Genomic DNA, 16,739 nt, shown 5'->3' on the forward strand with positions numbered 1-16,739 from the left:
AAAGGCGGCTATTAGGCCGTCTTTTTTACTAGAGTAATTCATATTTCAGCATTTCTTGGCGGTAATAATTAAGCGAAGTGCCATCGATCCGCAAAGCTTCACAAAGATCTTGATCACTTAATCCTTGGTTGTTTAACAAGAAATTAAAGACCGCTGCTTGATAAAGTTTGCGTGGGGTGAGCGGTAAGAAGCAATTTGGTTGATCAGCTTTTAAGTATTTATGCAATCCAGGCAAACTAAGCGTGGGTTCAGCTAAGTTTAAGCGTTGTTTTAAAAAGAGATCATTACTATGTTGCCTTTGTTGTAAAGGAGTAATATAGGTTTGAAAATCAGCTAAAAATTGTTCCTCTTCAATAGTAAATTTTTCAGTAGCCAAAACTGGATAAAAACTAGGCTGCAAAAATTCACTGACCGAGTAGTAGTGGGCTAGTAGTAGTAACGATAAGCGAGTGTAGTAAGACAAATTTTCGTTGCTCAAAAGTGATGGTAAGTCGTTTTGCCAGTCTAAGGGGACTAATTCATTTTTTGTTCGTTTAAGTCCTTTAAGGGCTAAAGTAGGCATACTAGTTGAAAGCTTTTCGCTAAATAAAAAGGAAAAATAAACATTTAGATGTGTTAAGACCTTGTTATAGGTAGTGTTTTTGATCTCACGTTTTACTTGAAGCATATTTAAATAGTCTCTAATATCAGTCTCTTCTAATTGAGAAAGATCAGGATTACTTTGATAAATACTGTTAAAGTGACGCAAGTAATTAAATAAATCAGCAACATCACGACAAATATCAGCAATTGTCTGAGTTTCGATCATGCGGTCATTTTGTAGATAGCGTTTAAAACGGTCAGCGTAAGGAAAATCCATTGGGAAGAACACCTCCAAAAGAATAATTTGTTACTTTAACTTTAACAAAAATCAAACATCTTATCAACATAAATAATAAAAAGTTACTTTAACTTTATCATAAAAACAAAAAACTGCGCCAAAAACCGGCGCAGTTAACAAAACATTTTTTCGGGAAGTTCCTTTTTCAGTATACGCATCCTTAAATATGCTATGATACATTTAAACTATTGGTGAGGTGTTATCTATGCATAATGAAAAAATTAGTATACTTGATCTGCTTATGATCACTTTAGGGTGTGCACTTTATGGGTTAGGGCTTGTTTCGATCAACATTGCAAATAACCTGGCAGAAGGTGGCGTTACTGGTATTACTTTGATCTTACGCTACTGGTTACATATCAATCCTGCTTTTTCAACGATTGCGATCAACATTCCGCTGATTGCAATCGGATATAGATTTTTAGGTAAAAAGGCATTAGTTTACACGATTTATGGAACTTTAGCTTTATCATTTTGGATCTGGTTTTGGCAAAAAGTATATATTCCGATCAATATTCACCATGATTTATTCATTGCCGGTATCTTAGCTGGTATTTTTGGTGGGGTAGGCTCAGGGATAGTTTATAAATTTGGTGGAACCACTGGTGGGACCGATGTTGTTGCCCGAATCTTAGAAAAACAACAAGGGATCCAAATGGGAAAAACTCTTCTAGCTTTGGATGCAATCGTATTGACTTTATCACTTAGTTATCTTGATTTACGGCAAATGATGTATACGTTGTTAGCTTCATTTGTTTTCTCTCAATTGGTCAATTTTATTCAAGACGGAGCCTATGCTGCTAGAGGTGTGATCGTCATCTCAAATTCTCCTGAAAAAATTGCTGATGCAATCATGGACGAACTTGAACGTGGCGTAAGTTATTTAAAAGGTGAAGGAGCCTTTTTAGAAACAGATTTTAAGGCTGTTTATTGTGTTATTAGTCCCCGTGAACTGACCGCCTTGAAACGAATCGTTGAACGCTATGACCCCAAGGCATTTATTTCAGTTTTAGATGTAACTGAAGCTGTTGGTGAAGGTTTTACCTACGATCGCCCCAAGAAAAAATTCTTATAATTCCGTTGGTTGTCTCAACTTAGAGAATCAGCGTATAATATTACTAAATTATTTATTAAGTTAGGTTGAAGATAATTATGCAAGTAAAAAACTTACCTCAAGAATTTATTGAGGCTCTACCTGTTTTAGAACAGATCAGACAAGCTGGTTTTGAAGCTTATTTCGTCGGTGGGAGTGTGCGCGATACTCTTTTAGGCTTACCGATCCATGATGTTGATATTGCCACAAGTGCTTACCCAGCTGAGATCAAAGATATTTTTGAACGTACTGTTGATACAGGAATCGAGCATGGTACCGTGATGGTTTTAGACCATGGAAATGGCTATGAGATCACAACTTTTAGAACTGAAAGTGGCTACCAAGATTTTCGGCGACCTGACAAAGTTGAATTTGTTCGCTCACTAAAAGAAGATCTGAAACGACGTGATTTAACGATCAATGCGCTCGCTTTAGCGCCTGATGGTACAGTCATTGATCTTTTTTCTGGAATCACCGACCTTGAAAACAAAGTCTTACGTGCTGTCGGGCAACCAGAGGAACGTTTTTTTGAAGATGCTTTACGAATGATGCGGACCGTACGTTTTGCAAGTCAATTAGGATTTTCGATCGAGACTGATACTTTTGCTGCAATTGCTAAAAATGCTCATTTATTAGAAAAAATTGCGGTCGAACGAATCCACGTTGAATGGGTCAAATTACTTTTGGGACAAGACCTAAAACAAGGAGTTGCGGCATTTTTAAAGACAGAACTTTATCGTTATTGTCCTGGTTTAGCACAGCAAAAAGAAAATTTAGCCAAGCTGTTAGAACTTGACGAATTTCAATTAGCTGATGAGTTAGCTTGCTGGAGTTTATTATGCTATCTTTGTGATTTTTCAATTTCTGATGCTAAGAAATTTTTAAAATCCTGGAAAACTTCCAATGAGATCATTACAGAAGTTACAAATGTTTTAACGCTTTTAAAACACGCTGATGAACCTACGATCGATCCATTTAGCTGTTACAAAGCAAAAGAAAAAGCCACACAGACTGCGGCTGATTTAGCTGAGATTTTACAGCTCAAATTATCAAAAGAAACATTAATTACGACCTATGAACAATTACCAATCAAAGATAAAGCACAATTGACCATTAACGGTAAGGTATTAATTGAAAAATTATCCCTTAAACCTGGTCCTATTTTAGGTAAAGTATTGAATATACTTGAACATGAGGTTGTTTTAGGCAATCTGCCTAACCAATCAGAAGTATTATTGCAACGCGCACAAGAATTGAGTAAGGATTAATCAACATGCAGACACTTAGAATTGAACATTTAACTAAAACATACGGAGATAAAACACTATTTGAAGATGCTAATTTCATTATCAACGAACATGATAGAATTGGTCTGATCGGTACAAATGGCTCTGGGAAAACCACCTTTTTAAACGCAATTAGTGGTTTAGACCCAGCAGATTCAGGGAAACTAGTTGCACCCAATAATTACCGGATCAGCTATTTAAAACAACAGCCTGAATTGGATCCAGAAAAAACGATCATGGAAGCAGTTTTTGACGGGGCTGGTCCAGTATTTCAAACGATCAAACAATATGAAGAAGCTTTGGTTGCCTATAGTGCTGACCCAGAAAATGAAAAACTCCAAAAACGCTATGACAACGCTGAAGCAAAAATGAATCAAGAAGATGCTTGGAGTGCTGATAGTGATATCAAAACAATTTTAACGCAACTTCACATTAAAGACTGGCATCAAAAAATCAAGACTCTTTCTGGGGGACAAATCAAACGGGTCGGTCTAGCCCAAGTTTTGATCCAAGAGCCGGACCTTTTGATCTTAGATGAACCAACCAACCATTTAGATTTTGATTCGATCGCATGGTTAGAAAGTTATTTAGCATCTTATAAAGGTGCATTACTTGTTGTTACTCACGATCGTTATTTTCTTGATCAAATCGCTAACCAGATCATTGAATTATCGTTTGGTAAATTTTATTTCTACACGGGAAACTACCAAGATTTTGTGACTCAAAAAGCTGAACGCGTTGAACGTGAATTAACTGCTGAGCATAAGCAACAACAATTGTATAAAAAAGAACTCGCCTGGATGCGAACTGGAGCAAAAGCAAGAACGACCAAACAACAAGCCCGAATCAATAATTTCAATAAATTAAAAGAAGGGCTCAATAAAGTTCAAGTTGATGGAAAAGTTGACATTAATTTAGGACAACAGCGTTTAGGGAAAAAAGTGCTTGAGATCAAAAATGGCTCTTTGACTCTTGATACACATCCCATTATCAGAGATTTTGATCTCTTGATCCAAGCTGGTGACCGTATCGGGATCACTGGTGTCAACGGTGCAGGGAAGTCATCATTTCTAAATGTTTTAGCCGGTAAAAAAATGCTAGACAAAGGTGAATTGATTATCGGTGAGACCGTTAAAATCGCTTATTACCAACAACAAACAGAAGACATACCCGAAGACAAGCGTGTTATCAGTTATCTAAATGAAGTTGGTCAAAATATTACCAATAAAGATGGCGAACATATCAGCACCACACAATTATTGGAACAATTCCTATTTCCACGTTTTATGCACGGAACTTTGATCAGAAAACTTTCTGGTGGCGAAAAACGGCGCTTGTATTTATTGAAATTATTAATGATGCAACCAAACGTTTTGATCTTAGATGAACCGACAAATGACTTAGATATCGGTACATTAACTGTTTTGGAAGATTATTTAGACAAATTCCAAGGAACTGTGATCACTGTTTCACATGATCGGTACTTTTTAGATAAAGTGGCAAATTCTTTATTGATCTTTGAAGGAAATGCTAAGATCGATCGCTATATTGGCTTATTTACCGATTATCTAAAGAAAAATGAAGCAAATTTAACACATAAGAAAGAAACTCCTAAAAAGCAAGTTTCTGAAACTAAACCGGCACCAAAAAAAGAAAAAACGAAACTAACTTATGCTGAACAACTTGAATTTGATAAGTTGGAAAAAGAAATCGAAAAACTCGATGAACAGTTGGAAAACTTGACGACTGAAATGAATGAAGTTTCCGACGATGATTACCCTAAATTAGTTGAATTACAGCAACAAATCGACGAATTAACAGCAATCAATGAAGAAAAAATGTTGCGGTGGGAAGAGCTTGGACAATTTGTTTAAATCACTTTATAATGATTGAGATAATTAAATTTACCGGAGGAATAAGATGACAGCACTTGAAGAACCATATTTGCAATTGATGCGTGATATTTTGGAAAAAGGACATCAAAAAAATGACCGTACTAATACGGGAACATATAGCTTATTTGGCTATCAAATGCGTTTTGATCTAAGTCAAGGATTCCCATTACTAACAACTAAACGAGTGCCTTTTGGTTTGATCAAAAGTGAGTTGTTATGGTTTTTACGTGGCGACACTAATATTCAGTACCTTTTAAAGCATAACAACCACATTTGGGATGAATGGGCTTTTAAAAATTGGGTCCAAAGCGCTGAATACACTGGACCGGATATGACCGATTTTGGGTTAAGATCACAAAAGGATGCCAAATTCAATCGAGTATACCAAGAACAAAAAGCCAAGTTTTGTGAAAGAATCGTTGCTGACGATGAATTTGCAGCTAAATACGGTAATTTAGGTGATGTTTACGGGGCACAGTGGCGTCACTGGAAGACAAGTACTGGCGAAACGATCGATCAAATCAAAGATGTTATTAAAACAATCAAAGAAAATCCGGATTCACGGCGCTTGATCGTTACTGCCTGGAACCCAGAAGATGTACCAACAAGTGCTTTGCCACCTTGTCATACGTTATTCCAATTCTATGTCAATGATAATAAATTGAGCTGCCAATTGTATCAACGTAGTGGGGATGTGTTTTTAGGGGTCCCATTTAATATCGCAAGTTATGCTCTTTTAACGCACCTAATTGCGCGAGAAACTGGACTTGAAGTGGGTGAGTTTGTGCATACATTAGGGGATGCGCACATCTACTCTAATCATTTAGAACAAGTCAAAGAACAGCTCAAACGCACACCTAAACATGTCCCTAAATTATGGCTCAATCCAGCTAAGACTTCGGCAATGGATTTTGAAATGGAAGATATCAAAGTTGAAGGCTACGACCCACACGGTGCGATCAAAGCTCCAGTTGCGGTTTAAGGAGGAAAAAAGATGCTGGCATTTATTTGGGCCGAAGATGAAGTCGGTCACATTGGATATGAAGGTAAACTACCATGGCACTTACCTGCTGATTTAGCTTATTTTAAAGCCCAGACATTGGGCCATCCGATGGTCATGGGGAAAAATACTTTCAATAGTTTTCCTGGCTTTTTACCCAAACGATTGCATGTCGTTTTAACGCATGATAAACAGTTGCAACAAGCTGCTTTGAGCGAGGATCGCCTCATGGTGTTTGATGACCTTTCACAACTCAAAGCCTGGCTTGCTAAACATGACGAGCTGGTATTTATCATTGGTGGTGCTTCATTATTTGCACAATTTAAAGATCAAGTTGATCAATTGTTTGTCACTAAGATCCATTCCCAGTTTAAAGGGGATACAAAGATGCCAGAGCTTGATTATGCTGCCTTTGAACTAGTAAAAAAAGAATCTGGTAAACTTGACGACAAAAACAAATACCCATATACCTTTTACGTCTATCAAAAAAGAAAATAATAAAAAAGCCGGCTGTGTACCGGCTTTTTTATTTAATATTGCAATAGTCCAATGATCCAAAAGCTAAATGCCAAAAATTCTAACAAACAAGCGATCCATAAAGTTTTTGGCATATAACGTTGGCACCAGTAGGCAAAAATTCCAAAAATAAAGCCATAGGCTAAAAATAAATTGATGGAAATTCCTGTCATTACTAATATCAGACAAATGATCAAACAAACCAAACTTACAGCGTAAACAATGCGCCAATGTTTAGTATAAAAAATGCTTTCATAAATCAAAGCTAAAACAGCCCATAAAGTAACTATGCCAAATGCGACCCAACCGCTAGCAAAGCTTTTTACCCCAAAACACAAAGGATAAAAAAGACACATTAGCGTTAAATACCCAAAGCAGTGAGCAATCGTATCTAAGGGACGCTTAGCTTTTGTATTAAATAAAGCAAGGGCAATGACTTTTAAGATCAAGTAACTGATTCCGACACTTAAGGCTAATGATAAGGCCACAACCATCCCCGCTTGAGCGTTAGTATGGATGAGTGCCCAAATCATCAAGCTACCATAACACAGACAATTGATCCCAGTTATAATGGCACTTCCGACTAAATTTTTAACAGAATATTTAGCGATATTCATTTTAAGACTTTCTATAAAAATATTTTTATTCAATATTATTGTAACACAATAATATAAGTGTGGTCTTTGTTTGGAGCAAATACGTGATATAATGAATTCGCTACTATTAATTATTTAAATAATAGATAATATTATAACTTGAAGGGAGTTTCATTTTTGAAAAAATCAAAAAAGATAGCAGTTTTTTTAGGGGTATTTCTTGCATTAGCTGCTGTTTTTTACTTTGCCTTACAGCCTAAAACTAATTCGGCTTTAAAAACAAATACCACTACAAAAACTGCAACCTCTAAAGCCATAAAACAAAAGAAAAAAATCACCTTAACTGCAGTTGGCGATTCATTGACCTATGGGGTAGGTGATACGACCAATAAAGGTGGCTATGTTGCCTTGATCAAACAAAAATTAGTAAAACAAAACAAACTACAAGTCACAACTTATAATTACGGTAAGACTGGTGATCGTAGTGAGCAAATCGAAAAACGAGTTCTTGAATCTAAAACGATCCAAAAAAACTTAAAAAATGCTGATGTGATCACCTTAACTGTTGGTGGAAATGACTTAATGCAGGTTTTACAAAAAAATTTCTTATATTTGGCGAATAATACTTTGAGTAGTACGATGCCATCTGCTAAGAAATCATATGCTAAAAAATTGACGTCTTTGCTCAAAACTATCCGCAAATATAACAAAGATGCACCAATTTTTATGTTTAGCGTCTATAATCCATTTTATGTTTATTTTCCAACTTTGACGCAGATCCAACAGTATACGGACGAATGGAATGAAGTTTCCAAGAAAGTGATCGCTTCAGATAGTAAAATTTATTTTGTTGATATCAATAAACAATTATCCGAAGGTCAATATTATGGAAAATCAAAGAGTAGTTTAAAGAATAGTACTACTACGGATCTAAACAATGTTTCAGATGGAAAGTTAGAGACGATGCTTAGCGACACAGAGGAAAAAAATGATTATCTTTCAAGTGAAGATCATTTTCATCCCAATAATAAAGGATACCGGTATATGACTTCGCAACTATATAAAGTGATGATGGCACATAAAAAAACTTGGTTGGAGGAAAATTAACAAATGGAAAAAGCAGAAAAAAAGCAAAGAAATCCTTGGAAATGGGCGTTTATTATCTTAGTAGGCGTGATTCTTTGCTTTAGTGGTTATGTTTGGTTTGCGGTGACGACACCTAATGAAGATCAGCAGCAAATTTCCCAAGCAACGACAAATTCAAAAAATTCAGCTAATGTTAGTGTTGAATTAAATAAAGAACAACTCAGTGCTGCCGTTAATTATTATTTACAACAAAACCAAAAGAAAGGTGCGATCAAGTATCGTTTTGTTTTAAATAAGTCAGCCATTTTAATGGGAACAACGAAGATCTTAGGTAAAAACGTTTCCTTTACGCTTTATGCTAAGCCAACGTTCGATAAAAATGGTAATATTGTCTTAAATGCTAAATCGGTAGCGATCGGATCGCTCAATGCTCCACCAACATTTGTTTTAGGTTATATCAAAAACAATTATGATCTAGGTAGTTGGGCTAAGATCGATTCCAAAAAATCAACGATCACACTTAATTTAAACCAATTGACAAAAAAACAGGGGATCAAGATCAAAGGGGAGACACTTGATTTAACAAATGATAAACTACGCTTCAACGTAGCTTTCCCACTTGATACATCTAATTAAGGAGAAAAAAATGAAAGAAAGCTTTTATCGTTATCTGATGACAAAAAGAAATCCAGATGGACATGATGAACTGGCTGGCTTTGCTAATGCAGCCTTCTTTGACCAGGCATTTCCTAAGCATTCGACCGATTATCACGAAATTTCGCATTATTTAGAGTTGAATGCAAGTTATTTAACATCAATGAGTATTTTTTTGATGATGCGTGGCAAAGCTATTTAGAAGAGGTGGTTTAGGTGAAAAAGAGAAAATGGTTCAAAAAAGCCGAGCTTAAAAAAAAGCTCACGCAAAAAAAGTTTAGTTGGCTTACGCTGCTTGTGACGATTTTGTGTACTGTAGTTGTTTCTGGTGGTAGTGTCTTTTTAGTAATGAATCACCAGATGAACGCTTTAAAACAAGCTAATCAAGCAATGGGCAAGATCAGCACGGTCTATAATGCATTATATAATAATTACTACAAGAGCTTGAGTAAAACAAAATTAGTCGAAGGTGCAATCAATGGGATGATCGAATCTTTAGGTGATCCCTATACCGAATATATGAATGCGACCGAAACGCAAGAGTTAAATGATTCGATCTCTGGTAGTTTTGGTGGGATCGGTGCGCAAGTTCAAAAGAGCGGTAATGAGATCAAGATCATTGCGGCTATTAGTGGAACCCCAGCAGCCAAAGCCGGCTTAAAAGCTAATGATGTGATCGTCAAGATCAATGGTAAATCAATATCAGGTTATTCATTAAATAAAGCTGTCTCCTTGATGCGTGGTAAGATCGGAACTAAAGTCACACTTACGATCAAACGTGATGGCTCAACCTTTACTAAGACCTTAACGCGAGCTGAGATTCCGGTTACGACTGTTGAAGGTAGTTTGGCTAAAGAGGATAAAAAAGTTGGTTATATAGTCGTTTCATCGTTCTCTGAAAATACAGCTAAAGAATTCAAACAAACGATCAAGAAATTACGCAAAAAAGGGGCAACCTCATTTATTATTGATGTTCGTAATAACCCTGGTGGCCTGTTAGATCAAGCTTTAGCTATGTCATCGATGTTCTTGAAGAATGGTAAGACGATCGTACAAGTCGTTGGGCGTGATGGTAAACCAACTGTCTATAAAGCAAGCAACGAACTAGATGATAATTTTAAAGTCACGGAAAAAACAGTGGTCTTGATGAATGGTAGTTCAGCAAGCGCATCTGAGATCTTTGCAGCTGCTTTGAAACAATCAGCTAATGTTACTTTAGTCGGAACTAAATCATACGGTAAAGGTACTGTCCAAAACACCTTACCATTTACTGATAATACGCAGTTGAAATTAACGATCGCTAAGTGGTTGACCCCTAACGGAACTTGGATCCATAGTAAGGGCCTGTCACCTGATGTCAAGGCTGATTACCCTTCAGTAGCTTATCTACCAGCAATCAGCACCAAGAAGACCTATAGCGAAGGCCAAAATTCTAAACAAATCAAGAATCTTCAAAAGATGTTGATCTATTTAGGTTATGATCTAAGCGAAAAAACTGGTTACTTTGGTGATCAGACTAAGAGTGTTATTGAACAATATCAAACCGATAATAATTTAACGGTCACTGGCACGGCAAATAAAGAAACCGTCGAAAGTATCGAAAAACAAGTAGCTAAGAAGGTTTCTAAGTCCGATAATGCGTATAAGAAAGCCTTAGAACAATTACAAAAATAACTTTAAGCGCTAGTAGCAAATTGTTACTAGCGTTTTTTTATGTTTCAAAATGCTTGAACAGACATCTAGGTGCATCAGATGTATAATGGAATAGATATATCATTCTGAGTAAAATGGCTAAAAGGAAATAACATGAATTTAAATAGTCTAAAAATGCTAATGAGAAATTGGTTTTGGCCATTATTGTTAGCTTTTAGTGTCGCTCTTTTTATTCGCGGCTTTTTAATAACTCCTTTAGAGATCACAGGAAATTCGATGGCACCAACGATCCATAATAAAGATCAGGTTTTGATCAGACACTATGGTACGATCAAGCGTTTTGAAATCGTAACGTTCAAATTACCTAATGGAAAAACGTATATTAAACGTGTCATTGGTCTGCCAGGCGATAAGATCGAATATAAAAATAGTATACTGTATGTTAATCAAAAAAAAGTCCCTGAATCTTTTTACAAACAAGGGTATACGCCTGATACAGCTGATTTTTCGCTTACCGATTTTAGCACACTGACAAAAGTCCCAGCTAAAAATTATTTTGTCTTAGGCGACAATCGCCGAATCAGTGAAGACTCACGTACATTAGGGATGATCAAAGAAGAGTGGATCCAAGGACGAGCTTTAATGATTTATTGGCCCTTACGAGACTTTAAAGTGCTTTAAGTAAACTAAATTTTATATTCCTGTTTTTATTGCTGTACAAATTATTCTTTCTTTTGCGGTGATTTATGGTTTTTTGTTTATTACTAATGCAAGTGATACTGTTTCTCGATCATATCTTTGTACAGGTGCAATAGCTATTAATATCATTGCCGTTACTTGTGTATTAGCGCCACAAATTATTAGTGAAGCCAAGCAAAATGGAATTTATGATTATCAAAAAACTTTACCTGTTTCAAGAGTAGGGATACTATTATCAGATTTATTGATTTGGGGATTATTATGCTTACCAGGTATAATATCTAGCTTACTTATCAGTAAATTTGGGTTTGATTTAAATATTTCTTTTAGTATTATGTCACTACTTTCAGTTCTTTTGATCGTCTTTTCATTACTTTCTGTTGGATTTGCAATTGCCTATATTCTCCCAGCAAATATCGTTTCTTTAGTAACACAATTAATTATGATTGGTGGATTATTATTTTCACCAATTATTTATTCAGCAGATCGACTCCCTATTTGGACAGGAAATCTTTATCGTTATCTCCCATTTGTGCCTTCAAGTCAGATAATTCGTGCATCTCTTTTTTCATTGGAAACAATTAGCATACAACAATATCAAATTTGACAAAAGTAACTAGAAATAAAACTCTATTAAAAGATATAAATCTCTCTTTGCAAACTAAACAGATTTATGGTCTGATTGGAGAAAGGTGAGCTTGTTATTCTTTCAAGTCATTCCTTTGGAGAATTAGAAAGTGTGGTTGACCAGCTTATCATGATTCAAAATGGAGAAATAGTTGCACAGTCAAGCATCCAAACTATGAAACAACAAGGTTTTAAAAAGTTAGATGATTTTTATAAACAAAATAAAGGGGGAATGTAATATGGTAAGCTCTATCACTTATGAATTAAAAAAACAAACTGCTTATTTTAAAGGAATATTGCTAGCAAATACACTTATTAACGCTGTTTCTCTCATATTTTTTAGTTTAGTTGGTAAATTTGATACCTCTACAGAAGCTAATTCCATTTTAAAAGATCCACTTGGTGTGGTGGCCTTATCGATTACCGTAACAATTTCTATTGCAATTATTTATGGAGTACTAATTTTCAATCGATTACTATTGAAAGAATATATTAAAAACTCCAGAGAAATCACTTACCTTTTTCCTGGAGGACGTTCACAAATATTTATAAGTAAATTATATGCCTTATGCATTCACTTTGCTCTCAGCTTATTTCCCGTGTTATTGTTTATAAATATTATATTTTACTATTCTGCTCAATTGCTTGACTTTAAAACTGCTAGTTTTTTTTAAAGTGGTGTGTATTGTAGTATTTTCAACTCTATTTTCATTAACACTAGCTCTAATTTCAACATTTGTCGGTCAACTATACCAGTCAACCAATACTTCAATTATCGCTGCTATCATTGTCGTTGCAATTCTGGGTAATTTTTTAGCTAATTTGTATCAGATAAATAATATCATTATTATTTTGCTTTCAATGATTGTGTTGGTATTTATTATAATTTTGCTGAAGAGTTTAGCAAACAGGGTACAAAAAGACGATATTATTGAAGAAAACATGAAGAAATGAGAAACAAAAAATCATTACTAGGTATTATATCAATGTTAACGTATATCAGTATCCTTAAGATATTAAGTGGACTAATTTATTCCATTTTATTTAGTAATTTTAGGACAAGTTTAGTTGATATTATTTATTTTCAATATTCAAATCTTCTTGTTGTTTCATTGCTTTGGATACTATACTACAGATTTGAGACATATAAGTATAAAAAATTTTTTCGAATAGTTATTAGCTATCTTATTGGGATGATTATAGGCACCATAGTATTTTTTATTAGGCTAATTTTTATTTTAAATGTTTCAAGCTTTATGATTTATAATTCAAATTTAAATAAAGAAATTGCGTTAATTTTATTACTATTAGCAGTAGGTTTTATATTCAGAGTATAGCGGAAGAGTTATTATTTAGAGGATGTGTTTTTGATAATTTACTAGGTAGCTTTACGTTAACTAAAAGTTGTTTTATTCAAGCAATTATTTTTTCATTTGTCCATCTCTTAAATGGTAGCGCTTCAGTTATTTTGTTTTTGACACTTATATTTTTTGGATTACTGATGGTTTTGTTTAGAATAATAGTGAATAATCTCTTCCTTAGTAGTGGATTTCATTTTGTTTGGAACTGTTTACCGTCATTACTTTTAGGGATTAATGTAAGTGGCATTGAAATACCGTTTAGTATTTTCAAATTAAGAATATCTGGTCATGAATTCTATACCGGCGGAGACTTTGGAATAGAGGGTAGTTTAATAGTATTGTTAATTTTCATTTTTTTAACTGTATCAATTTATACTCGATATCGAAAAAATATATCTTATTATTATAAAAAATTTTAAAGAGAGGATACTTAATGTCCTCTTTTTACTTTTCAACTTTGAAATCCTTTGTTAATTAGGATCAATAAAATAAAGAAGTTACAGACTTTACTATAAAGTTTGAAATTTTTACGCTGAAAGCAAAAGAGAGCGGTAAAGTGGCAGGAATCATGCTATAATTGAAAACAGTTGATATTTCTAGTTAAACAATACATGCTAAAAACCATAATTTATTTGAATAAGATACAATATTACATAATTTTTATTATTAAATTTTGGCACCTACTTGAGGAATTAGCAAAATACAATTTAAAAACTTATTATGAAAGGACTTGATAAAATGGCAATTATTCAATGGTTTCCTGGGCATATGGCCAAAGCCTTGCGTCAGGTCAAAGAAAATTTAAAATTAGTCGATATTGTTTTAGAGTTGGTCGACGCACGCTTACCTGAATCTTCTCGAAATCCACAATTAAAAGATCTTTTAGAAGATAAGCCAAGCATTGTCGTCCTAACAAAAATGGATTTAGCCGATCCAAAAGAAACGCGGAAATGGATCGAATACTACGAAAGTATGGGACAACCAGCTGTTGCGATCAACAGCGTCCAAGGTTCGCTAAAAGTTATTGATAAAAAAATAAAAGAAGTACTAGCTGAGAAGTTAGCAAATAAAAAAGCTCGTGGGATCTTATCACAGCGCATCAAAGTTATGTGTATCGGCATCCCTAATGTTGGCAAATCAACCTTATTAAACCACCTTGTTAAGAAAAATGTTGCTCAAGTCGGTAACCGCCCAGGGGTAACTAAATCACAACAATGGTTAAAAGCTGGTAAAGATCTGCAACTTTTAGACACACCGGGTATCTTGTGGCCTAAATTTGAAGATCCGATCGTCGGTAAAAAGCTAGCCTTAACTGGTGCCATCAAAGATACACTATATGCTAAAGACGATGTTGCGTTATATGAAATCGAAGAATTTAACGCCAAAAATCCACAAGCTTTGATCGAACGCTATAAGTTGACGCCAGAAACTTTAGAGCTTCCCACAGTTGAAGTTCTATTAGAGATAACTAAAAAACTTGGCTTTAGAGACGATTACGACCGTGCAAGTGAACGCTTGATCTTTGATTGTCGTAAGGGGAAGCTAGGGCGTTATACGCTAGATAGCGTTCCTAAAGACCCGGCTAAAGTTTAAATACAGATAATCTAAGAGGGACTTGCAATTAGGCACGCCCCTCTTAATTGTTAAGAGAGGAGCCAATACAATGGCACAAACGATCGCACAGATCAAAGAAATTCTAAAAAATTCGCCCACCAAAGAACAATTAGCCACTTTAAAATCTGATCCACGCAAAGGTGTCCAAGCTGCGTTAGCTTCTTTTTATCGCAAACAAGAAAAACTTGCCTTAAAAAAGCAAGAATTTGCTAAAAGATTACAATTAGAACGCCAATTGTGGGATGATGGCTTAGAATATGTAGCTGGAATCGATGAAGTCGGGCGGGGACCATTAGCTGGGCCAGTTGTCAGTGCGGCTGTTATTTTACCGCATGACTTTGCTTTGATTGATGTCAATGATTCAAAACAATTATCAGAAAAAAAGCGTGAGGCTTTATACGGTCAGATCCTTGAGCAAGCAGTAGGGGTTGCGATCGGTGTAGCTGATAATAATGTGATTGATCAAGAAAATATTTATCAAGCCACGCGCATCGCGATGAAAGAAGCGGTTGAAGCTTTACCTTACAAGCCCCAACACTTATTGATCGATGCAATGCAGATCGATACTTCGATCCCGCAAACTAAGTTGATCAAAGGGGATGCTAAGTCGGCTTCGATCTCTGCTGCAAGTATTGTGGCTAAGGTAAATCGTGATCATTTAATGAAATTTTATGATAAGTGCTACCCTGGATATGACCTTGCTAGTAATGCTGGCTACGGAACAAAAAATCATTTAGCTGGTCTTAAAAAATTAGGTGCATCCCCGATTCATCGAAAAACTTTTGAACCGGTCATGCATTATTTAAACAAATAAAACACTTTTTTGCGTATTTATATAGCAAGAGGTGTTTTTAACATGAACGAATTAGACTACTTTTTATTAAAGCTACATTTATGTGGGTTAGATCTTAAAAATGAACTGTTATTAGCTGAGTATTTAACAAAATTTAAGCATTGTCCGAGCAAAGCGGAATTTTTTGAGCTTTTATCTCTCAGTAAGAGTCGAATCGAAAAGCTATTTGATGCTTTACAATCACGTGAACTCGCACAAAAACTCAAGTATAATCTCGCACTAAGTAATGTTTTAACGATCCTAGATGCGCGTTATCCGCAAAATTTACGTGAGATCTATCAGCCACCAGTTGTATTATTTTATCGAGGTGATATTGGACTGCTTGAAAGTGCTAAAAAGCTCGGAATCGTTGGCTCAAGACAATGTAGTACTTATGCAACCCGTGTTTTGACCGAACTATTACCACAAGTGCTCACTCACAAGCTTACTTTAGTCAGCGGTTTAGCTAAAAGTGTTGACGGAATGGTGCACCAAATCACCTTGCAACATGGCGGACAGACTATTGCTGTTATTGGAAATGGCTTAAATATTTGTTATCCCCGCTGTAACTTAGAATTACAACACGAATTAGAAACTTCAGGATTGATTTTGAGCGAGTATGCACTTGATGTTGCGCCTTTAAAATACCATTTTCCATTGCGTAATCGAATCATCGCAGGATTATCGCAAAGTGTTTTTGTAGTTGAAGCACGACATAAGAGTGGCAGTTTGATTACAGCTAACCTTGCACTGCAAGAAAATCGCAATGTTTTAGCCTTACCAGGGCGGATTACTGATCCTTTATCACAGGGATGTAACGAGCTGATCTTGGCTGGGGCTAAACCTGTTTTGGCTAGCACAGATATCTTAGAAGAGTTCAATTATTAACTCACTTACCGTTTAAAGATTGAGTAGTCTTATAAGTGCTATAATATAAAGCGCTTGAC

19 protein-coding genes are annotated in these 16,739 nt (G+C 35.3%); 17 read left to right on the top strand and 2 right to left on the bottom strand.

Annotation, left to right across the window (positions count from 1 at the left end):
- Positions 1–28: 28 nt before the first annotated feature.
- The gene (locus FC32_RS07855; protein WP_025087690.1) at positions 29–859 is read right to left on the bottom strand and encodes a site-specific integrase; all 831 of its coding nucleotides are present in this window, start codon (positions 857–859) and stop codon (positions 29–31) included.
- Positions 860–1,085: 226 nt separating this feature from the next.
- Here FC32_RS07855 and FC32_RS07860 point away from each other — a divergent pair, with 226 nt between their 5' ends.
- The 5 genes from FC32_RS07860 to FC32_RS07880 all read left to right on the top strand — a co-directional run bounded on the left by FC32_RS07860 (position 1,086) and on the right by FC32_RS07880 (position 6,652).
- Positions 1,086–1,955 (top strand): YitT family protein, encoded by an 870-nt coding sequence (locus tag FC32_RS07860; protein ID WP_025087689.1) that lies wholly within the window; start codon positions 1,086–1,088, stop codon positions 1,953–1,955.
- Positions 1,956–2,032: 77 nt separating this feature from the next.
- Positions 2,033–3,241, top strand: coding sequence for a CCA tRNA nucleotidyltransferase (locus FC32_RS07865; RefSeq protein ID WP_025087688.1), 1,209 nt, complete (start codon positions 2,033–2,035; stop codon positions 3,239–3,241).
- 5 nt (positions 3,242–3,246) lie between these two features.
- Complete coding sequence (locus FC32_RS07870; protein WP_025087687.1) at positions 3,247–5,133, top strand: ABC-F family ATP-binding cassette domain-containing protein; 1,887 nt, start codon at positions 3,247–3,249, stop codon at positions 5,131–5,133.
- A 46-nt stretch (positions 5,134–5,179) separates the two neighbouring features.
- Complete coding sequence (locus FC32_RS07875) at positions 5,180–6,136, top strand: thymidylate synthase (protein WP_025087686.1); 957 nt, start codon at positions 5,180–5,182, stop codon at positions 6,134–6,136.
- Positions 6,137–6,148: 12 nt separating this feature from the next.
- Positions 6,149–6,652 carry a dihydrofolate reductase gene (locus FC32_RS07880; protein WP_025087685.1) on the top strand — a complete coding sequence of 168 codons (504 nt, stop codon included), beginning with the start codon at positions 6,149–6,151 and terminating at the stop codon, positions 6,650–6,652.
- 32 nt (positions 6,653–6,684) lie between these two features.
- Here FC32_RS07880 and FC32_RS07885 read toward each other — a convergent pair whose 3' ends face one another.
- Complete coding sequence (locus tag FC32_RS07885; RefSeq protein WP_025087684.1) at positions 6,685–7,287, bottom strand: hypothetical protein; 603 nt, start codon at positions 7,285–7,287, stop codon at positions 6,685–6,687.
- A gap of 156 nt (positions 7,288–7,443) precedes the next feature.
- On the opposite strand from FC32_RS07885, the gene FC32_RS07890 reads away from it, so the two are divergent.
- The 12 genes from FC32_RS07890 to dprA all read left to right on the top strand — a co-directional run bounded on the left by FC32_RS07890 (position 7,444) and on the right by dprA (position 16,680).
- Positions 7,444–8,373 (top strand): SGNH/GDSL hydrolase family protein, encoded by a 930-nt coding sequence (locus FC32_RS07890; RefSeq protein ID WP_056957367.1) that lies wholly within the window; start codon positions 7,444–7,446, stop codon positions 8,371–8,373.
- A gap of 3 nt (positions 8,374–8,376) precedes the next feature.
- Complete coding sequence (locus tag FC32_RS07895) at positions 8,377–8,988, top strand: YpmS family protein (RefSeq protein ID WP_035460105.1); 612 nt, start codon at positions 8,377–8,379, stop codon at positions 8,986–8,988.
- A 10-nt stretch (positions 8,989–8,998) separates the two neighbouring features.
- Entirely contained in the window at positions 8,999–9,208 is a 210-nt protein-coding gene (locus FC32_RS07900; protein ID WP_420835864.1) for a YozE family protein, read from the top strand.
- A 14-nt stretch (positions 9,209–9,222) separates the two neighbouring features.
- Positions 9,223–10,680 carry a S41 family peptidase gene (locus FC32_RS07905; RefSeq protein ID WP_025087683.1) on the top strand — a complete coding sequence of 486 codons (1,458 nt, stop codon included), beginning with the start codon at positions 9,223–9,225 and terminating at the stop codon, positions 10,678–10,680.
- A 132-nt stretch (positions 10,681–10,812) separates the two neighbouring features.
- On the top strand, positions 10,813–11,340 hold the full coding sequence (gene lepB, locus FC32_RS07910) for a signal peptidase I (protein ID WP_025087682.1): 528 nt from the start codon (positions 10,813–10,815) through the stop codon (positions 11,338–11,340).
- Positions 11,341–11,383: 43 nt separating this feature from the next.
- Positions 11,384–11,965, top strand: coding sequence for an ABC transporter permease (locus tag FC32_RS07915; protein WP_257576183.1), 582 nt, complete (start codon positions 11,384–11,386; stop codon positions 11,963–11,965).
- A 75-nt stretch (positions 11,966–12,040) separates the two neighbouring features.
- Positions 12,041–12,223 (top strand): hypothetical protein, encoded by a 183-nt coding sequence (locus tag FC32_RS10590; RefSeq protein WP_155891488.1) that lies wholly within the window; start codon positions 12,041–12,043, stop codon positions 12,221–12,223.
- Between the two features lies 1 nt (position 12,224).
- Positions 12,225–12,659, top strand: coding sequence for a hypothetical protein (locus FC32_RS11000; protein WP_235722583.1), 435 nt, complete (start codon positions 12,225–12,227; stop codon positions 12,657–12,659).
- A 650-nt stretch (positions 12,660–13,309) separates the two neighbouring features.
- Positions 13,310–13,765 carry a CPBP family intramembrane glutamic endopeptidase gene (locus tag FC32_RS10440; RefSeq protein ID WP_338033180.1) on the top strand — a complete coding sequence of 152 codons (456 nt, stop codon included), beginning with the start codon at positions 13,310–13,312 and terminating at the stop codon, positions 13,763–13,765.
- 319 nt (positions 13,766–14,084) lie between these two features.
- Positions 14,085–14,939, top strand: a complete 855-nt coding sequence (gene ylqF / locus FC32_RS07930; protein WP_025088051.1) for a ribosome biogenesis GTPase YlqF — start codon at positions 14,085–14,087, stop codon at positions 14,937–14,939.
- A gap of 70 nt (positions 14,940–15,009) precedes the next feature.
- Positions 15,010–15,774, top strand: coding sequence for a ribonuclease HII (locus tag FC32_RS07935; RefSeq protein WP_025088050.1), 765 nt, complete (start codon positions 15,010–15,012; stop codon positions 15,772–15,774).
- Positions 15,775–15,816: 42 nt separating this feature from the next.
- On the top strand, positions 15,817–16,680 hold the full coding sequence (gene dprA, locus FC32_RS07940; RefSeq protein WP_025088049.1) for a DNA-processing protein DprA: 864 nt from the start codon (positions 15,817–15,819) through the stop codon (positions 16,678–16,680).
- Positions 16,681–16,739: the final 59 nt, after the last annotated feature.

Origin of the sequence: Ligilactobacillus apodemi DSM 16634 = JCM 16172 (genome assembly GCF_001434405.1) — a bacterium.
GTDB classification, from domain to species: Bacteria; Bacillota; Bacilli; order Lactobacillales; family Lactobacillaceae; genus Ligilactobacillus; species Ligilactobacillus apodemi.

Excerpts from the sequence above, each read along its gene's own strand:
- FC32_RS11000 (WP_235722583.1), top strand. The coding sequence starts at position 12,225 with ATGGTAAGCTCTATCACTTATGAATTAAAAAAACAAACTGCTTATTTT.
- FC32_RS07880 (WP_025087685.1), top strand. The coding sequence starts at position 6,149 with ATGCTGGCATTTATTTGGGCCGAAGATGAAGTCGGTCACATTGGATAT.
- FC32_RS07855 (WP_025087690.1), bottom strand. The coding sequence starts at position 859 with ATGGATTTTCCTTACGCTGACCGTTTTAAACGCTATCTACAAAATGAC.
- dprA (WP_025088049.1), top strand. The coding sequence starts at position 15,817 with ATGAACGAATTAGACTACTTTTTATTAAAGCTACATTTATGTGGGTTA.
- FC32_RS07900 (WP_420835864.1), top strand. The coding sequence starts at position 8,999 with ATGAAAGAAAGCTTTTATCGTTATCTGATGACAAAAAGAAATCCAGAT.
- FC32_RS07875 (WP_025087686.1), top strand. The coding sequence starts at position 5,180 with ATGACAGCACTTGAAGAACCATATTTGCAATTGATGCGTGATATTTTG.
- FC32_RS07885 (WP_025087684.1), bottom strand. The coding sequence starts at position 7,287 with ATGAATATCGCTAAATATTCTGTTAAAAATTTAGTCGGAAGTGCCATT.
- FC32_RS07935 (WP_025088050.1), top strand. The coding sequence starts at position 15,010 with ATGGCACAAACGATCGCACAGATCAAAGAAATTCTAAAAAATTCGCCC.
- FC32_RS07895 (WP_035460105.1), top strand. The coding sequence starts at position 8,377 with ATGGAAAAAGCAGAAAAAAAGCAAAGAAATCCTTGGAAATGGGCGTTT.
- FC32_RS07870 (WP_025087687.1), top strand. The coding sequence starts at position 3,247 with ATGCAGACACTTAGAATTGAACATTTAACTAAAACATACGGAGATAAA.
- ylqF (WP_025088051.1), top strand. The coding sequence starts at position 14,085 with ATGGCAATTATTCAATGGTTTCCTGGGCATATGGCCAAAGCCTTGCGT.
- FC32_RS07860 (WP_025087689.1), top strand. The coding sequence starts at position 1,086 with ATGCATAATGAAAAAATTAGTATACTTGATCTGCTTATGATCACTTTA.
- lepB (WP_025087682.1), top strand. The coding sequence starts at position 10,813 with ATGAATTTAAATAGTCTAAAAATGCTAATGAGAAATTGGTTTTGGCCA.
- FC32_RS07865 (WP_025087688.1), top strand. The coding sequence starts at position 2,033 with ATGCAAGTAAAAAACTTACCTCAAGAATTTATTGAGGCTCTACCTGTT.